Below are 17,696 nucleotides of genomic sequence, written 5' to 3'. Positions count from 1 at the left end.
TCATGGCAGCAAGGCGCCATGCAGCTAGCGCTTCGCCATCAACTCCAGCGCGGGCGCAAAGCGCTCCGCGAACGTCAACGACTTGGCGTGGTGGACTGCGGCAAACGATGCCGAGATTCCTGCCGAAGCGACCGCGAGCAATGCAATGACGAAAACCAGACGGCGCATGTCCGCCTCCTGTGTGAGCTCGACTACCCCATAGAGATGGGACGGCTGTGTTTCAGGACGGTTTCATGAGCGCGGAAATTGATTTCGCTCAAGCGCCTGTGATGGGATTCGGCTTATCTGGGCACAAGCGATCACCAACTAACAGAAATAGACGTGTCTTGCAGCGGAGCGCCGGTCGAGTCGGGAATTTTCTACCCGCGGCAGCGATCCTAGGCAACGCGACAAACGGCACACGTGGGAACGTGGAGACACCGAGGACTACGCAAATGAAGATCGTGATCCAGAAGCTCAATGGCCTGTGGCACCTCATCGTCGGGTCGTACCAGATCCGAACGCCCTTCCTGGACACCCAGGACCGCGCGCTGGTGGTCACTTATGCCCGCCGCGCCTACCCCGGCGCCCGGATCTTCCAGCGCGACTGATGAGCGATTGCCCCTAATCTTCATCCTCCGGGCCGCACCAGCCGGGCAGATAGATCGCATCCTTGCTTTTCGCCGCGGACATCGCCTTCTCCAGCGCCTTGTCGAAATCGGCCGCGATCACCTTTCGCGAGACCTTTCGGCGCAGGAAGTCGGCCCACAGGAATTCGGAGAACGGCGTGGTGTCCTTGGCGAAACCACCCATGCGGCGCAATTCGCCGGCGAGACTGCGGAACGGATCGTCCGTGAGATCGGCGATCGATTTCGGCAAATCGCGGAACGACCGCCGCTCGCCCTTGGCGTCGTAAGGGTAGACCCAGCGCTTGTTGTCCATCACGCCCCAGAACGCTTCGCGCTCGACCATGCGCAGGTCGCCGACGACGGTCACCAGCACCTCCTTGACACCCTCGTCGTGCAGCGCGCGGCCGAGATGATGATGGTCGATCACGTAATAGCGCGCGTCGGGGCCGTAGACGACGGGGATCATATGCTTGCCGAGCAGATCGGCCTGCTTCTTCTTGTCATGCTCGCGCCAGCGCTTGCGCTTCTCCTTGACCTCGCGCATGCCGACCGTCATCTGCGTCGGCCGGAGCGACAGGATCGGGACCGGATGCACTCTCGGCTCGCGCGCGTTGGTCGTGGTCATGGTCGAAGGCCCCTCGGATGGATGCAACTGACGGCTCAGGTTCCCGGACTATGACATGGGCCCCGCGGCGGCAAAACGTGTTCGGAAGGGCGCGCAGATCACAAGCCGATGTAGAGCAAACGAAGACGTGAACTTCATTGCCGTTGCTCTGCCGGTTATTGCAGCGCAACGCCCGCCGACCTCGCGGCCGGTTCCGCGACCGCTGCACACCGATCTCTGTACAAATAGTGCGAGGCAACGAATACACGCCTGCATTGAAAAGATTTTCTGCAACGCGTTTATCCCGTATGCTATCTAAAATCGCTGCTTCGGAGTGATCCCCACCCCATGAACAACCAGCGGCCCATAAGCTCTGACGACGAGCACCGGGTGCTCCAGTTCAGGCCGCGCACCTCGCCTTCCCCTGCGGTCCACCGCGGCAGCGGTACCGTGCAGCCGTTGCGCGTCGCGCCCGAACCGCTCGACTTGTCACGCTACGAGCAGCCCCGCTCCGAGCCGGACGATTTCCGCCATCGCATGCTCGCCAATATCGCGGCGCTGGCCTTCACCATCGCGCTGACGGCCATCGGAATTTGGCTCGCGGTCAGCATCGCCGACCTGCGCCGTACCCAGGATTGCGTGCTGATGGGCCGCCGCGACTGCGTCAAGATCACGACGCCGCATATCTAGGCCCGATCCGGCCGATCGGTTTGGCGGAAGGGGCTCGGGCGGGCATCCCCAGCTCCGTCTCCCCACCTGCCCGGCTCCATTGAACTCGGGGCGGCGCTCCGATATACGGGCTTTCGACCCGGCCAGAGGGGGGTTGAGGGCGTCATCAGGGGCGCGATGCCCACCCACCGTGCCACTCTGGATAATCTGACAAATATCCGCAATATATCAAAGGCTTAGTGATGTCCTCCACATTCGATCAGGTCGCCACGATCATCGCTGAAACCTGCGACATCCCGCGCGACACGATCACGCCGGATAGCCATGCCATCGACGATCTCGGCATCGACAGCCTCGATTTCCTGGACATCGCGTTCGCGATCGACAAGCAGTTCGGCATCAAGCTGCCGCTGGAAAAGTGGACCCAGGAGGTCAACGACGGCAAAGCGACCACCGAACAGTATTTCGTGCTGAAGAACCTGTGCGCCCGCATCGACGAACTGGTTGCGGCCAAGGGCGCGAGCGCCTAAGCGCGCGGTCATGCAACTCGAATACTTCCACATGATCGATCGGATCGTCGACCTCAAGGTCGACGAGAAGACGATCGTCGTCGAAGCCCAGGTCCCCAAGGAGAGCACCGTCTTCGAGGGGCACTTCCCGGGCTATCCCCTGATGCCCGGCGTGCTGCTGATCGAATCGATGGCGCAGGCCTCGGGTTTTCTCCTGCTCGGCGTGCTCAAGTTCGAGCGCATGCCTATCCTTGCCGCCGTCAAGGAGGCCAAGGTGCGGGGTTCCGTGTTCCCCGGCGATCTCATGAGCATCGAGGCGAGCCTGACCCACGAAGGCTCCGGCTATGCCATGACAGAAGCCAAGATCAGGGTCGGCGGCAAGATCCGCGCGAATTCCTCGCTGACTTTCACGCTGATCCCCTTCCCCAACGCGGATATGCGCGGATACATGGCGAAGGTCGCCGAGCGCGTCGGCTTTCCGCAACAGGTCGTATCGCCATGACTCACACCGCTTCGAAGCCCGGCCAGACGGAAGTCTGGATCACCGGCATTGGACTCGCGACCTCGCTCGGTGAGGGCCTCGAGGCCAATTGGGCCGCGCTTTCCGAGAAGCGCATCAACGTCGACGACAAGGGCTTTGCGCCCTACATCGTGCATCCCCTGATGCCGGTCAGCTTCGACGCCCAGATCCCGAAGAAGGGCGACCAGCGCCAGATGGAAGCCTGGCAGCGCATCGGCACCTATGCCGCCGGCCTGGCGCTCGATTCGGCCGGCATCAAGGGCAACAAGGACATCCTGTCGAAGATCGACATGGTGGTGGCCGCCGGCGGCGGCGAGCGCGATCTCAACGTCGACACCGGCGTCCTGACGGCCGAGGCCAAGGGCGCCAACGCGCCCGGCTTCCTCAACGAACGGCTGATGAGCGATCTGCGCCCCACTCTGTTCCTGGCGCAGCTCTCCAACCTGCTCGCCGGCAACATCGCCATCGTGCACGGCCTTGGCGGCACCTCGCGCACCTTCATGGGTGAAGAGGTTGCCGGCGCCGATGCCGCCCGCATTGCGCTGGCGCGCATCGCCTCGGGCGAGAGCGACATCGCGCTGGTCGGCGGCTCGCACAATGGCGAGCGCAAGGACTTGCTCGTCCTCTACGAATTCGGCGACTTCAACCTCAAGGACAAGTTTGCGCCGGTATGGGCGCGCAAGGATCACCCCGGCTTCGCGCTCGGTTCGGCTGGCGCGTTCCTGGTGCTGGAATCGAAGGCCCACGCCGAAGCGCGCGGCGCAAAGCCGTTCGCGAAGCTGTCGAGCGTCGTCGCCGACCTCGCCCGCCGCAAGCAGCCCGGCGACATGACCGCGACGCTGGAAAAGCTCTGGGCCAAGCTGCCGAAGCGCGAAGGCAAGGGCGCGATCATCACGGGCGCGACCGGCGCGGAGCCTGCGACCTCGGAAGAGCGTGGCTTCCTGAAAGGCCATTCCGACTTCCCGGTGCGCTCCACCGGTACGATGTTCGGGCACACCATGGAGACGCAATTCCCACTGGGAATCGCGCTCGCCGCGCTGTCGATCTCGCGCGGCGCCCTGTTCCCGCCGAACGATTCGACCGGGACCGAGATTGAAATGCAGGGGGCGCCCACCCAGATTGTGGTCGTGGGAGCCGGACACTGGCGCGGCGAAGGCATGGCGCTGGTCGAAGCTGTCGGCTGAAGCGCGGCGCGCTTCGGCCGGATGTTGTTTTGAGCATGATCTCGTCGGACAACCGCGTCACACTTTTCCGGATCATGCTTTAGCTCTATCGGGGGATCGACATGACTGCACCACGCGACAAACTCGGGCGCCCCGTCGTCGTCGTTACCGGCATGGGCATCATGACCTCGCTCGGTGCCGGCAAGGCCGACAATTGGGCCAAGCTCGTCGCCGGCGAATCGGGCATCCGCACCATCACGCGCTTTCCGGTCGACGGCCTGAAGACCACGATGGCCGGTACGGTCGACTTCGTGAACGTCGAACCGTTCTCCTCCACCGGCCTGTCGGAGCGGATGGCGGAGCTGGTGACGGATGAAGCGCTTGCGCAAGCCGGCATCGGCGCCAAAGGCGACTTCCCGGGTCCCCTCTTCCTGGCGGTCGCGCCGGTCGAGGTGGAATGGCCGCAGCGCCGCGAGCTCGGCCGCGCCGTCGGCAAGCCCGACTTCACCTATGACGACCTCCTGCGCATCTCCGGCGGCGGCAAGTACAGCGCCTATCATCACCGCTTCATGTTCGGTTCGGTCGCCGCATACCTCGCCGAGACTTTCGGCACCAAGGGCTCGCCGATTTCGCTGTCGACGGCGTGTGCCTCCGGCGCGACCTCGATCCAGCTCGGCGTCGAGGCGATCCGCCGCGGCGAGACCGACGCCGCGCTGTGCGTGGCAACCGACGGCACCGTGAACCCGGAAGCGCTGGTGCGCTTCTCGCTGCTCTCGGCGCTGTCGCAGCAGAACGATCCGCCGCAGGCGGCCTCCCGTCCCTTCTCCAAGAACCGCGACGGCTTCGTCATGGCGGAAGGCGCCGGCGCGCTCGTGCTGGAAAGCTATGAGGCCGCCACCGCGCGTGGCGCAAAGATCCTTGGCGTCATCGCCGGCTGCGGCGAGCTCACCGATTCCTTCCATCGCACCCGTTCGTCTCCCGACGGCAAGCCGATCATCGGCTGCATGAACAAGACGCTGGCCGACGCCGGCATGACGCCGGACCAGATCGACCACATCAACGCGCACGGCACCGCGACGCCCGAGAACGACAAGATGGAGTACAACACGACCTCGGCCGTGTTCGGCGAACTGCTGCAGAAGATCCCGGTCACCTCCAACAAGTCGATGGTCGGCCACACCATCTCGGCCGCAGGCGCCGTCGAGGCGATCTTCTCGCTGCTCACGCTCGAGCATCAGCGCATCCCGCCGACCATCAACTACGACACCCCGGATCCCACGATCCTGTTCGACGTGGTCGGCAACAAGGCGCGCGACGCCCGCGTCACCGCAGTGATGTCGAACTCGTTCGGCTTCGGCGGCCAGAACGCCTCGCTGATCCTGACCCGCGAACCGGCCTGACCGGACGCAGCATGGCGCTGATTTCTATCAGCACGAAGATTCGCGCGCGGAACGCAGTGAAATCGCTCGGCGGCAGCTTGATCGGCGCCGCCACCGTCGGCATGCTGCGTACCACGCGCTATTTCGATCCGGTCAAGACCTCGGACTTTTTCGCACGCGCAACCAAGCTGATCGGACCGCGGCTGCGCGAGCACCGCATCGGCCGCGCCAACCTCACCGCGGCCTTCCCGGAAAAATCGCCCGAGGAGATCGAACGGATCCTGATGGGCGTGTGGGACAATCTCGGCCGCGTCGGCGCCGAATTCGCCCATATGGACCACGTCTGGGATTACGACCGCACGCACCCGGAGCGCAGTCGGATCGAATTGCCGCCGCGCACCGTCGAGCTGTTCGATCATATCAGGGACGACGGCAAGCCGGCGCTGATCTTCGCCGCGCATCTGGCCAATTGGGAATTGCCGGCGCTCGCCGCCGTCGCGCACGGGCTGGACAGCGCGATCCTCTATCGCCGGCCCAACATCGCCTCCGCCGACCGCATCATCCAGGAGATGCGCCAGGTCAACATGGGCACGCTGATCCCGGCGGGCCGCGACGCGCCGCTGCGGCTCGGCCAAGCGCTGAAGGACGGCAAGCACGTCGCCATGCTGGTCGACCAGTATCTGACCGGCGGCGTCGAGGTCACCTTCTTCGGCCGCAAGACCCGCGCCAACCCGATGCTGGCGCGTCTCTTGCGCCAGGTCGAATGCCCGATCCACGGCGTCCGCATCATCCGCCTGCCCGGCTTCCGCTTCCGCGCCGAGCTGACCGAAGAGATCCCCCCGGTGCGCGATGCCGAGGGCAAGATCGACATCCAGGGCACGACGCAGGCGGTCACGAGCGTGGTGGAGAGCTGGGTGCGCGAGCATCCGGAGCAGTGGCTGTGGCTGCACAGAAGGTGGCGATGATTTCTACTGCTCCGGCAATCCCGCATCCACCATTCCCTGAACGATGCGATCGGCGGCTGCGAGATAAACCGGGCTCGCATTCTTCGCCGGCGGCGCGACGTTGAGTCTGGTCGTGCCGGGCTGCAGCTTCAGACCCTCCTCGATCGCAGCCTTTGCCTCCTCGAACCGCCCCGATCGCTGGTAGGCGACGGCGAGCAGCATGTGCGAGCGTCCGGTTGCCGGCGTGATCGCGATCGAGCGCTGGATCCAGGGCACCGCCTCTTCGCCCTGCCCCTTCAGAAGCGTCGCCCAGCCCGCGCCGAGCAGCCAGGTCCAGCGCGAGGCCGGCGGCGTGTCGTAGCGGTCGGCCAGCCGAAACGTCGCGAGCGCATCGTCGAACCGGCCGAGAAAGACCTGCCCGAGGCCAATCAGATAGAGCGCGGACCCGTTCCAGGGATCGAAGCTCAGCGCCTTGCCGCAGGTCACGAGACTTTCCACGAAACGATTGGTGGCGCTCTGGAAGCGGCAATAAGCCTCGAGCGCCGGAATCGAATTGGGCCTCGCCCGCAACGCCTGCTCGAGGGTCGCACTGGCCCCGGCCTCGACCGCAACGGCTTCATCCGGGCTGAACCACCGCATCTGGATGCCCCGCATCTGAAGCGAAGCGAGCGCAACCGCGATTTCGAGATTGTCGGGATCGTCCGTGCGTGCCTTTTGCAGCATGGTCTGCGCCGCACCAAAGCGCTCGCGCGTGGTCTGGTTGATCGAGGCGAGCGCCTGCTCGACGGCGACCTTGTCACCGCCCGCAGACGAGCCGGTGCTGCTGGAGCGCACCGAGCCCGGCGCCAGGATCTCGTTGAGGCGGCGTGCAAGCACATGACCGACGCCGGCGACGAGACGCGACTGCGCGAGCTGCGGGTCCGCCTCGTCCGCGGCGACGGAAGCTGTGACGACCGACTGCACCTCGCCGGTGGCCGCCTTGATGATGCGAGCACGCAGCGTCCACGATTGATCGCGACGCTCCAGCTCGCCGCGCAGCTCGTAATCGGATGATGCGGTGGAGGCAGCGCTGCTGTCGCCGCCCCTGGCCGCCAATCGCGGCGCAACCACGCTGATGTTCTGAATCCTGGCAAAACCATCGGTGAGGCGAGCGGTGACTTCGGCCGCCATCGCCGCGCCGCGCGCGTCCTTGCTGTCGTCAACGATCGGCATCACCGCAAGCCGCGGCGGCGTTCGCTTGAACAGGAGGTCCGGTTTCAGCACGGGCGCGGCAACCGCAAGGCCCATGACGATCACGCAGAGCCCGGCCACGGCGGTGACCGTTGCCTGCCGGCGCAAGCCGAACCAGGCGCGCTGTGGTCTTGCGGCGGCGATCTCAGCGGGCGGCGGGGACGCGACCTCGCCGGCCAGGGCTGGCCGGTCCTCTTCGGCCGGCACCGGGTCGGCGGCCGGCGCAGCCTCAACCTCCGTCGCCAGCAGGTAGCCGCCGCCGGAGGCGAGCTTGATCAGCTGCCGCCGCTCGTCGCCGAGCGCGGCGCGGAGCTCGCGGATACACTGGAACAGGCTGTCCTCGCCGACATGGACGTTCGGCCAGACCGCCTCCATCAGCTCCTGCTTGCTCAGCACGCGGCCGCCACTGGTAGCGAATAGCCGGAGCATCTCGAAGGTCTTGGGCCGGAGCTTGATCGGCGTGCCATCGGCCCCGCGCAGCTCCGCGCGCTGCTGGTCCAGCTCGAAGCCGGCGAAACGAAGCAAGTGAACCCCCAACACGTCTCTCAAGGCGGCTCATATAGCGGAAGTCTGGCGAATATGCCCGAAAATCGGCTCTGAAACGCAAATATCAGAAACTTTCAGAAGTGAGCCAAGCCCTTATCAGGACACCAATCCCCACCCGATGCAATGAATCCGATCGAGGACTCGGGACCTGCGTGTTGGGGGAAGTGGTGAGGACGGGGAAAGACTATTTCAAGGCGACCCCCCGGTTGCGGGTCGCGCTGCTGACGTCGTCGGCGCTGGCCCTGGCCTGGGCGCTGCCGGCTGCGCCATCGCGCGCCGCGTCGAACGGCACCTGGCTCACCTCCCCCGGCAGCGGCGACTATGGCACCGCCTCCAACTGGGACGGCGGCTTCGTGCCTGTCGGCACGGCCTCCTTCGGCACCTCGGACACCACCGGCCTGGCGATTTCAAGCGTCAGCGTCGGCGGCTGGACGTTCAACGCCGGCGCCTCGAACTACACGTTTGACGTCAGCGGTCCGTTGAATTTCACCGGCACCGGCATCACGGTCAACGGCGGCAGCGTTACGATCAACTACGCCATCGGCGCGGCCCTCATCACGTTCAGCGGTTCAAGTACCGCCGGCAGCGCCACCATCAACAACAGTGGAAGCCTATGGTTCACACAGGGCAGCACGGCCGGCAGCGCCACCATCAACAACAACGGTGAGTTAGTCTTCTTTGGTTCAAGCACCGCCGGCAACGCCACCATCAACAACAATAGCGACCTCCAGTTCGTGGACAACAGCACGGCCGGCAATGCCACCATCAACAACAGCAACATTGGCAGCATACTAAGCTTCTACAATTCAAGCTCGGCCGGCAGCGCTACCATCACCAACAATTACATCGTGCGGTTCCGGGACAACAGCACGGCCGGCAATGCCGCCATCATCAACAATGGCGGCGGCTCGGTCGACTTCTCCCTCACCACGGGGTTGAACGGCGACAACAAGATCAGCGCCGGCTCGATCGCCGGGGGCGGCTCTTACAACCTCGGCGCCAATGAGCTGACGGTCGGCTCCAACAATGCCTCGACCGAGGTCAGCGGCGTCATCTCAGGCGCAGGCGGCTCGCTGGTCAAGATTGGCACCGGCACGCTGACCCTGACCGGCGCCAACACCTATACCGGCGGCACCACCGTCAATGGCGTCGGTAGCGAACTATGGCTTGGCAATAACACCGGTGGGGTTGGCTCCATTCTGGGGGCGGTCACCGTCAGTGGTGGAGGCACGTTCAGGATCCTCAACGCCGACACAAGCGGCATCACGACGATCACGAACAATGCCTTCACGTATTTCTACAACACCAGCACGGCGGGTAGCGCCACCATCACCAACAACAGCAGCCTGGGTTTCCTAAACACCAGCACGGCTGGCAGCGCCACCGTCACCAACAACAACATCCTGGAGTTCTTTGGCACTAGCACGGCGGGCAACGCCGCCATCACCAACAACGGCACGCTGTATTTCTACGCCTCCAGCACGGCAGGCAATGCCGCTATTGCAAACAACTCCATCCTGACTTTCAACAACACCGCCACGGCGGGCAGCGCCACCATTACCAGCAGTAACGCCTCCAGCCCGATCTTCATGTATTTCTACAGCAACAGCACGGCTGGCAGCGCCACCATCACCAACGGCAATAATTCTTATCTGAACTTTTTCGGCAACAGCACGGCGGGGAGCGCCAGCTTCACCAACAACTCCTATATGTACTTCAAGGAGTCCAGCTCCGCCGACAACGCCACCATCGATAACACCAACGGCACGACGTTTTTCTACAACAACAGCACGGGCGGCAACGCAACGATCACCAACAATGCCGGCGGCAAGACCTATTTCTACGAGAACTCTACCGCCGGCAACGCGCAGTTGATCAACAACGCAGCAAACGCGGTCTTCGATTTCTCCTACGGCGCCGGCCCGAATGGCGACAACAAGCTCTCGGCCGGCTCGATCGCTGGCAACGGCACGTTCTCGCTCGGCGCCAACGCGCTGACGGTCGGCTCCAACAACCTGTCGACCACCGTCAGCGGCGTGATCGCCGACGGCGGCGCCAATGGCAGCACCGGCGGCTCCCTGGTCAAGACCGGCACCGGCACACTGACGCTGTCAGGTGCCAACACCTATACCGGCGGCACCATCTTCGCCGGCGGAACGGTGAGCGTCTCCTCGGACGCAAATCTCGGCGACCTCGCGGGGGGCCTGACCTTCAACGGCGGCACGCTGAAAATCACCGGCACGGCATTCACCGCCACCACGCGCACCATCACCCTGGGTGCCGGCGGCGGCACGTTCGACATTGCGAACGCCGGCAACAATTTCACCGTCAGCCAGACTCTCAACGGCGGCGCGCTGACCAAGTCCGGCGCTGGAACGCTGACCTTGACCGGCGCGGACAATTTGTCCGCCCTGACGGTTTCCGCCGGCACGCTGGTGTTCAGCGGCAACGCTACCGCCGGCAGCACTCAGATTACCAACAGCGCGCAGCTGACGTTCGATACCAACGCCACGGCCGGTAGCGCCACCATCGCCAACAGCGGCAACGTGCTGTTCGACGGCAACGCCACCGCCGGCAGCGCACAGCTCATCAACAGTACGCCGGGTGCCGTCTTCGACTTCTCGATGAGCACCGGCCCGAACAGCGACAACAAGCTCAGCGCCGGCTCGCTCGCCGGCGGCGGCACCTTCGACCTCGGCGGCAAGGAGCTCACACTCGGCAACAACAACCTGTCGACCAATGTCACCGGCGTGCTCGCCGACGGCGGATCCGGCGGCGGCACTGGCGCCTCGCTGGTGAAGGTCGGTACCGGCAAGCTGACTCTTTCGGGCGTCAACACCTACACCGGCGCCACAACGATCGATGGCGGCACGCTGGCGGTGAATGGCGATATCACGGCCTCGAGCGGCGTCACAGTGAATGCGGGCGGTGCGCTCGGCGGCACCGGCATCGTCGGCAACACGACGATTGCGAGCGGCGGCACACTGGCGCCGGGCAATTCCGTGGGCACCCTCACCGTCAGCGGCAACCTCGCTTTCAGTGCCGGTAGCTTCTACACGGTAGAGGTCTCCACGTCCGCGGCCGACCGCACCAACGTCTCAGGCACCGCGACCCTGACCGGCGCCACCGTGCAGGCGGTGGCGATCCCCGGCAGCTTCCGCAGCCAGACCTACACCATCCTCAATGCGACCGGCGGCTTTGGCGGAACGCAGTTCGCCGGGCTGAGCGTCAGCGGCAGCTTCAGCCCCGCGCGCAATCCGCATCTCACCTACGACCTCAACAACGTCTACCTCGTGCTCGATCCCGGCGCGAGCGCGCTGCCGGCGGGCACCGGCGCCAACCAGAGCAACGTCGCCGGCGCCATCAACGGAGCCGTCGCGAGCGGCGGGACGCCGCCGGCCGGCTTCGATGCCCTGCTCAACATGGGCCAGCCGCAGCTCAACCACGGGCTCAGCCAGGTCTCCGGCCAGCCCGGCGCCGCCGGGACGCAGGCCTCGTTCAACGCCATGCAGCAATTCGTCGGCATGCTCGATCCCTTGGGCGGTGGCGGTACGGATGGCGAGCGCGGCGGCACGGCTGGCGACGGCGGGACGCTGGGCTACGCTTCCACCGCACCAGAAAACGCCAGGGTACGCGAGGCCTACGCCGCAGTGACACCGCGCGCGGCCAGCGGCGAGGTCATCGACCGACGCTGGGGCGTGTGGGCTTCCGGGTATGGCGGCGCCAGCACGCTGAACGGCAACGCGGCATCGGGTTCGAGCACCACCACCAGCCGCATCTACGGCACCGTGGTTGGTGCCGATTATCGCGTCTCGCCGAACACGCTGCTCGGCTTTGCGCTCGGCGGCGCCGGCTACAACTTTGCGCTGTCCGACAGTCTCGGCAGCGGCCGCGCCGATCTGTTCCAGGCCGGTCTCTATGCCCGCCACAATTTCGGACCGGCCTATCTCTCCGCGGCACTCGCCTATGGCTGGCAGGACGTCACGACGGATCGCACCGTCACGGTGTCAGGCACCGACAAGCTCACCGCCAACTTCAAGGCGAGCACCTTCTCCGGCCGCCTGGAAGCCGGCTGGCGCTTCGCACCGATCCCCGCCTCCAGCTTCGGCGTGACGCCCTACGCGGCCGTGCAGGCCACGACCTTCCACCTCCCCGGCTACGGCGAGACCGCGATCGTCGGCAGCAACCAGTTCGCGCTGTCCTACACCCCGCAGGACACCACCAATGTGCGCACCGAGTTCGGCGCCCGCACCGACCAGCGCTTCCTCGTCAACGACGGCCTGCTCACGCTGCGCGGCCGGCTCGCCTGGGCGCATGACTCGAATACCAACCGCCTCGTCAGCGCCGCCTTCCAGACGCTCCCCGGCGCGGCCTTCACGGTCAACGGCGCGCAACCGGCGGCGGACGCCGCACTCGTTGGAGGCCGCGCCGAGATGAAGTGGAGGAACGGCTTCTCGCTCGCAGGCACCGTCGAGGGCGAGTTCTCGCAGAGCACGCAGACTTACACGGGCAAGGGCACGGTGCGATATGAGTGGTGAGCGGCGATGCGACGCGCCGCGCGTGGTGTTGCGCCCGCGCGTCGATTAAGCCAAACCGCGCTACGACTTATGCGGCGTCGCCGCCCGCAACGCGCGCGTCACAGTTCTACTGTGCATGGGGTTGTTTTGCTGATTTTAGTTCCGGCCAGGTTCGGAAGTGACTACCGCCCCGTCTTCACCTTGGTCCACAGCCGGTTGATGATCCGCTGCGTCGCCGGCTCGCGCGCTGTGATGACGAACAGCTTTGCGAGCGTCGCCTCGTCCGGATAGATGTTCTTGTCGTTGAGGATCTTTGGATCGACCAGCTTCTGGCTGGCGAGATTGCCGTTGGCGTAGGACAGGAAGTCCGAGTTCTTGGCGGCGACGTCGGGGCGATAGAGATAGTTGATCAGCTCGTAGGCTTCTTTGACGTTCTTGGCATCGGCGGGGATCGCGAGATTGTCGAAGAACATCTGCGCGCCCTCCTTCGGAATGGTGTAGCCGATCTCGACACCGCTCTTGGCCTCAGCCGCTCGGGCGCGGGCCTGCATGATGTCGCCGGACCAGCCGACCACGAAGCAGATCTCGCCGGTCGCGAGTGCGCTCAGGTATTCGGACGAGTGAAACTTGCGCACGGACGGGCGAACCTTGGCGACGGCATCGGCGGCCTTCTCGAGGTCGGCCTGCTTGGTCGAGTTCGGATCGAGCCCGAGCCAGCTCAGCGCCGCCGGAAAGATGTCGTCGGCGGAGTCGAGCATGTGGACGCCGCAGTCTTTGAATTTTGCCAAATTCTCCGGCTTGAAGACGATGTCCCAGCTATCAATCTTGGCGTCGGCCCCGAGGATCTGCTTCACCTTGGCGACGCTGTAGCCGATGCCGGTCGTGCCCCACATGTAATTGGCGGCATAGACGTTGCCGGGATCGTAGATGCCGAGGCGCTGCGTCACGACAGGCCATGCATTGGCGAGGTTCGGCAGCTTCGACTTGTCGAGCTTCTGGAAGATGTTCGCCTTGATCTGGCGCTGCAGGAAATAGGCCGTGGGCACCACGACGTCGTAGCCGGACTTGCCGGCCATCAGACGCGTCTCCAGCGTCTCGTTGGCATCGAAGGTGTCGTAGACGACCTTGATGCCGGTCTCCTTGGTGAAGGCCTCGAGGACATCCGGCGCCATGTAGTTGGACCAGTTGTAGAAGTTGACGAGGCGCTCCTCGGCCCCGGCGGCAGGCGAGAGCCACGTCAGCGCGGCGGCGATCGCGAAACCAATCCCGGAGCGGCTGACGTTCGTCATCTCTGTCTACCTCTTGCGTCCACGCACCGCGTCCGACAGCCGCTCCAGCGCGGTGTCCAGCGTCTGGTCCTTCTTGGCAAAGCAGAAGCGCACCACCGAGGTGACGGGGTCCTGCTCGTAGAAGGCCGACACCGGGATCGCGGCGACCTTGTAGTCCTTCACGATCCGCCAGCAGAACTCGGTATCGCTCTCGTTGAGGCCGAGCGGCGACAGGTCGACGGTGAGAAAGTAGGTGCCTTGCGACTTCAGCACGGGGAAGCCGAGGCTCTCCAGCCCCTTGGTCAGGCGGTCCCTGCTCCGTGTCAGGTCCTTGCGCATCGACAGAAAGTAGTCGTCGGTCTTGCCGAGGCCGTAGGCAACGGCGGCCTGCAGGTTCGGCGCGGTGGTGAAGGTCAGGAACTGGTGCACCTTGGCGGCGACGCGCAGCAGCGGCGGCGCCGCGCAGACGAAGCCGATCTTCCAGCCCGTCAGCGAAAAGATCTTGCCGGCCGAGCCGACCTTGATGGTGCGCTCGCGCATGCCGGGGATGGTGATCAGCGGGATGTGCTTGTGCTCGTCGAAGGTGACGTGCTCCCAGACCTCGTCGCAGATCGCGATGACATCGAACTCCTGGCAGTAGCGCGCCAGCAGTTCGAGATCCTCGCGCGGATAGACCACCGCCGACGGATTCAAGGGATTGTTGAACAGCACCGCCTTGGTCTTTGAATTGAAGACGCTTTTCAGCATGTCCTCGTTCAGCCGCCAGTGCGGCGGCTCCAGGCGAACCAGGCGCGGAATGCCGCCGGCCTGGCGGATGATCGGCAGGTAGGAATCATAGACCGGCTGGAAGCAGACCACCTCGTCGCCGGGCTGGACCACCGCGAGGATCGCCGAGGTCAGCGCCTCGGTGCCGCCGGAGGTGACCATCACCTCGCTCATCGGATCGAGCTTGAGGCCGTGCCAGTGGCCGTAATGAGTCGCGATGGCCTGGCGCAGCTCCGGCAGGCCCATCATCGAGGGGTACTGGTTGTAGCCGTTGAGCGAGGCCTCGGCCGCGGCGCGGCGGATGTCCTCCGGACCTGGATCGTCAGGAAAACCCTGGCCGAGATTGATGGCGTTGTTGTCGCGCGCGGCCTGCGACATCGCCTCGAAGATGGTGACGGGAAGGTCGGCGAAGACCTTGTTCAGGGACGAGCTTTTTGACATCGGCCGGATCAGCCAACCTTGGTGGGAAGACCCGCCGCCTTCCAGCCGAGCATGCCGCCGGCCAGATGCTTGTCGTAAGGCAGGCCCACCGCCTGTGCCGCGAGCGAGGCCGTCACCGAGCGTTTGCCCGAGCGGCAGGCGAACACCACCTGCTTGCCCTGGGGATCGGGGATCGCCTTGGGATCGAAAGTCGAGAGCGGCACCACGACGCCGTAAGGATAGGCTTCGGCCTGCACCTCGTTCGGCTCGCGAACGTCGACCAGCAGATAGCGCCCTTCCGCGACACCCTTGGAGACCTCGTCCGGGGTCAGATCCTGCACCTGGTTTGCCACATCATCCTCCAACGTCGCGAGCCGCATGCCGGGGGGCCCCGGCCGGCGGCAACCTCGCCTCTCAGGCGGCGAAAATCAAGCGCTACAAAGGCTTGAGCCGCGTGGCGCAAGTTAAAGCTAAATCGCAGCGACTTGAAGTCCGCTTTGAATCCCCGGCCCTAGATCGCCACCTGGGTGCCGACCTCGACCACGCGGCCAGAGGGGATCTGGAAATAGTCCGTGGCGTCGTTGGCGGAGCGGCTGAGCGAGATGAACAGCCGGTCCTGCCAGCGCGGCATGCCCGAATGGGCGGCCGGCTTCAGCGCCCGCCGCGACAGGAAGAACGAGGTCGACATGATGTCGAACTGCCAGCCGAGCTTGCGGGCGATGGCCAGCGCCTTCGGCACGTTGGGCGATTCCATGAAGCCGAACTTCAGCGTCACCTTGGAGAAGGTCGGTGAGATCTGCTCCAGCTTGACCCGTTCGGACGGATCGATCCGCGGGGTCTGCGCCGTCTCGATGGTGAGAATGACGTTCTTCTCGTGCAACACCTTGTAGTGTTTCAGACTATGCATCAACGCGGTCGGCGCGCTGAGCGGGTCCGACGTCAGGAACACGGCGGTGCCAGGCACGCGCTGCGGCGGCCGCTTCTCCAGCATCGCCACGAGGTCGGCGAGCGGGAACTCCAGCTTGCGCGACTTCTCGAACAAGAGCCGGCTGCCGCGCCGCCACGTATACATCAGGATGATCATGAGCGCGCCGAGCGCCAGCGGCACCCAGCCGCCATCGAACACCTTGAGCAGGTTCGCGGTCAGGAAGGTCAGGTCGAGGAACAGGAACGGGGCGATCAGCGCCGCGGCGGTCAGCGGCTTCCACTTCCAGCCCTTCCAGATCACGACAAAACCCATCATCGCCGTGACAACCATGGTGCCGGTGACGGAGATGCCATAGGCCGAGGCCAGCGCGCTCGAGGAGCGGAACAGCAGCACCAGCAGCACCACCGCAACCAGCAGCAGTTGGTTGATGCGCGGGATGAAGATCTGGCCGGAATGGGCTTCAGACGTATGGCGAATTTCAAAGCGCGGCAGCAGCCCCAGCTGAATCGCCTGGCGCGTCAGCGAATAAGCGCCGGTGATGACGGCCTGGCTTGCGATGACGGTCGCGGCCGTGGCGAGCACGACCATGCCGCCGCGGATCCAGCCTTGCGGGAACAGCTGGAAGAACGGGCTCTCGATCGCTCCGGGATCGCCGAGCACGAGCGCCCCCTGCCCCAGATAGTTCAGCGCCAGCGACGGCAGCACGATGAACAGCCAGGCGGTCTGGATCGGCCGCTTGCCGAAATGGCCGAGGTCCGCATAGAGCGCCTCGGCGCCCGTCACCGCCAGGAACACCGCGCCCAGCGTCACGAAGCCGATGATGCCGTGGTGGAGCATGAAGGACACGGCGTAGAACGGGTTCAGCGCGAACAGCACCTGCGGCTGCTGGATGATGGGATGGATCGCCGCCACCGCAAGGACCGCAAACCAGACGCACATCACCGGACCGAAGAACGCCGCGACGCGGGCCGTACCGCGCGACTGCACGGCGAACAGACAGACCAGGATGATCACGGTCAGCGGCACGATGTAGGGCTCGAACCGCAGCGTGACGTCTTTCATGCCTTCGATCGCCGACAGCACTGAAAGTGCGGGGGTGATCACGGCATCGCCGTAGAACAGCGCGCCCGAGATGATGCCGAGCAGGACGATGGTCGCCCCGCCGGTGCCGACCGCGCGCTGGGCCAGCGCCATCAGCGCCAGCGTGCCGCCCTCGCCGTTGTTGTCGGCGCGGAGCAGGATCACGACATATTTGAGCGTCACCACGATGATCAGCGCCCACAGGATCAGGGAGAGCACGCCGAGCACGGCCGCCGGCGAGGCGACCCCTTCGGCGCCCGAGGCGGCCATCACCGCTTCGCGGAACGCGTAGAGCGGGCTGGTGCCGATATCGCCATAGACGACGCCGATGCTGCCGAGCGTCAGCGCACCGAAACCGGCGGTGGTGTGGGCGTCGCCATGCCCATTGGCCGCCGCCGTTTCCGGGGCGGGAACTGCTACGTCACTTGTCATGGGAGAGCCCAGTGGCCTCTAAAAATGCTTCACTGCACAACGGCGGAAGAGCGCGCGGCTTATAGTCCTGCGCTGCCGGCATAGCCTAGCCCGATTCCGGGCCCTCACCATGCA

General features: G+C 65.1%; 15 protein-coding genes. 8 read left to right on the top strand and 7 right to left on the bottom strand.

Annotation, left to right across the window (positions count from 1 at the left end; genetic code table 11):
- Positions 1-24 precede the first annotated feature (24 nt).
- Positions 25-168, bottom strand: a complete 144-nt coding sequence (locus TSA1_RS40215) for a hypothetical protein (protein ID WP_167443344.1) — start codon at positions 166-168, stop codon at positions 25-27.
- Between the two features lie 266 nt (positions 169-434).
- On the opposite strand from TSA1_RS40215, the gene TSA1_RS40210 reads away from it, so the two are divergent.
- Complete coding sequence (locus tag TSA1_RS40210) at positions 435-590, top strand: hypothetical protein (protein WP_174719233.1); 156 nt, start codon at positions 435-437, stop codon at positions 588-590.
- Between the two features lie 13 nt (positions 591-603).
- Here the strand turns inward: TSA1_RS40210 and TSA1_RS35925 are convergent, their stop codons facing one another.
- Positions 604-1,233, bottom strand: a complete 630-nt coding sequence (locus tag TSA1_RS35925) for a ParB-like protein (RefSeq protein WP_100180445.1) — start codon at positions 1,231-1,233, stop codon at positions 604-606.
- A 327-nt stretch (positions 1,234-1,560) separates the two neighbouring features.
- On the opposite strand from TSA1_RS35925, the gene TSA1_RS35920 reads away from it, so the two are divergent.
- From TSA1_RS35920 to TSA1_RS35895, 6 genes are all read left to right on the top strand, one after another.
- Positions 1,561-1,902 carry a hypothetical protein gene (locus TSA1_RS35920; protein WP_100180444.1) on the top strand — a complete coding sequence of 114 codons (342 nt, stop codon included), beginning with the start codon at positions 1,561-1,563 and terminating at the stop codon, positions 1,900-1,902.
- A 221-nt stretch (positions 1,903-2,123) separates the two neighbouring features.
- Positions 2,124-2,411, top strand: coding sequence for an acyl carrier protein (locus tag TSA1_RS35915; RefSeq protein ID WP_007592476.1), 288 nt, complete (start codon positions 2,124-2,126; stop codon positions 2,409-2,411).
- A gap of 10 nt (positions 2,412-2,421) precedes the next feature.
- Positions 2,422-2,892 carry a 3-hydroxyacyl-ACP dehydratase FabZ family protein gene (locus TSA1_RS35910; protein WP_100180443.1) on the top strand — a complete coding sequence of 157 codons (471 nt, stop codon included), beginning with the start codon at positions 2,422-2,424 and terminating at the stop codon, positions 2,890-2,892.
- Positions 2,889-4,094 carry a beta-ketoacyl-ACP synthase gene (locus tag TSA1_RS35905; RefSeq protein ID WP_100180442.1) on the top strand — a complete coding sequence of 402 codons (1,206 nt, stop codon included), beginning with the start codon at positions 2,889-2,891 and terminating at the stop codon, positions 4,092-4,094. The genes TSA1_RS35910 and TSA1_RS35905 overlap by 4 nt, the downstream gene beginning before the upstream one ends.
- Positions 4,095-4,195: 101 nt before the next feature.
- The gene (locus tag TSA1_RS35900; RefSeq protein ID WP_100180441.1) at positions 4,196-5,473 is read left to right on the top strand and encodes a beta-ketoacyl-ACP synthase; all 1,278 of its coding nucleotides are present in this window, start codon (positions 4,196-4,198) and stop codon (positions 5,471-5,473) included.
- A gap of 11 nt (positions 5,474-5,484) precedes the next feature.
- A complete protein-coding gene (locus TSA1_RS35895) occupies positions 5,485-6,417 on the top strand; it encodes a lipid A biosynthesis lauroyl acyltransferase (RefSeq protein WP_100180440.1) in 933 nt (310 codons plus the stop codon).
- A 3-nt stretch (positions 6,418-6,420) separates the two neighbouring features.
- On the opposite strand, the gene TSA1_RS35890 is transcribed toward TSA1_RS35895, so the two are convergent.
- Positions 6,421-8,151 carry a winged helix-turn-helix domain-containing protein gene (locus tag TSA1_RS35890; protein WP_100180439.1) on the bottom strand — a complete coding sequence of 577 codons (1,731 nt, stop codon included), beginning with the start codon at positions 8,149-8,151 and terminating at the stop codon, positions 6,421-6,423.
- A 188-nt stretch (positions 8,152-8,339) separates the two neighbouring features.
- Between TSA1_RS35890 and TSA1_RS35885 the strand changes: the two genes are divergently transcribed.
- Positions 8,340-12,710, top strand: a complete 4,371-nt coding sequence (locus TSA1_RS35885) for an autotransporter outer membrane beta-barrel domain-containing protein (RefSeq protein WP_145984420.1) — start codon at positions 8,340-8,342, stop codon at positions 12,708-12,710.
- Positions 12,711-12,871: 161 nt separating this feature from the next.
- Here TSA1_RS35885 and TSA1_RS35880 read toward each other — a convergent pair whose 3' ends face one another.
- From TSA1_RS35880 to TSA1_RS35865, 4 genes are all read right to left on the bottom strand, one after another.
- On the bottom strand, positions 12,872-13,978 hold the full coding sequence (locus TSA1_RS35880; protein WP_100180437.1) for a polyamine ABC transporter substrate-binding protein: 1,107 nt from the start codon (positions 13,976-13,978) through the stop codon (positions 12,872-12,874).
- 6 nt (positions 13,979-13,984) lie between these two features.
- Positions 13,985-15,163 (bottom strand): aminotransferase, encoded by a 1,179-nt coding sequence (locus tag TSA1_RS35875; RefSeq protein WP_100180436.1) that lies wholly within the window; start codon positions 15,161-15,163, stop codon positions 13,985-13,987.
- An 8-nt stretch (positions 15,164-15,171) separates the two neighbouring features.
- A complete protein-coding gene (locus TSA1_RS35870) occupies positions 15,172-15,495 on the bottom strand; it encodes a rhodanese-like domain-containing protein (RefSeq protein WP_174719232.1) in 324 nt (107 codons plus the stop codon).
- A gap of 158 nt (positions 15,496-15,653) precedes the next feature.
- The gene (locus TSA1_RS35865; RefSeq protein WP_100180434.1) at positions 15,654-17,582 is read right to left on the bottom strand and encodes a potassium transporter Kup; all 1,929 of its coding nucleotides are present in this window, start codon (positions 17,580-17,582) and stop codon (positions 15,654-15,656) included.
- Positions 17,583-17,696: the final 114 nt, after the last annotated feature.

Source organism: Bradyrhizobium nitroreducens, from assembly GCF_002776695.1.
GTDB lineage: Bacteria > Pseudomonadota > Alphaproteobacteria > Rhizobiales > Xanthobacteraceae > Bradyrhizobium > Bradyrhizobium nitroreducens.
Note: the sequence above shows the minus strand (reverse complement) of the source record. Positions and strands in the feature narration are given on the sequence as shown.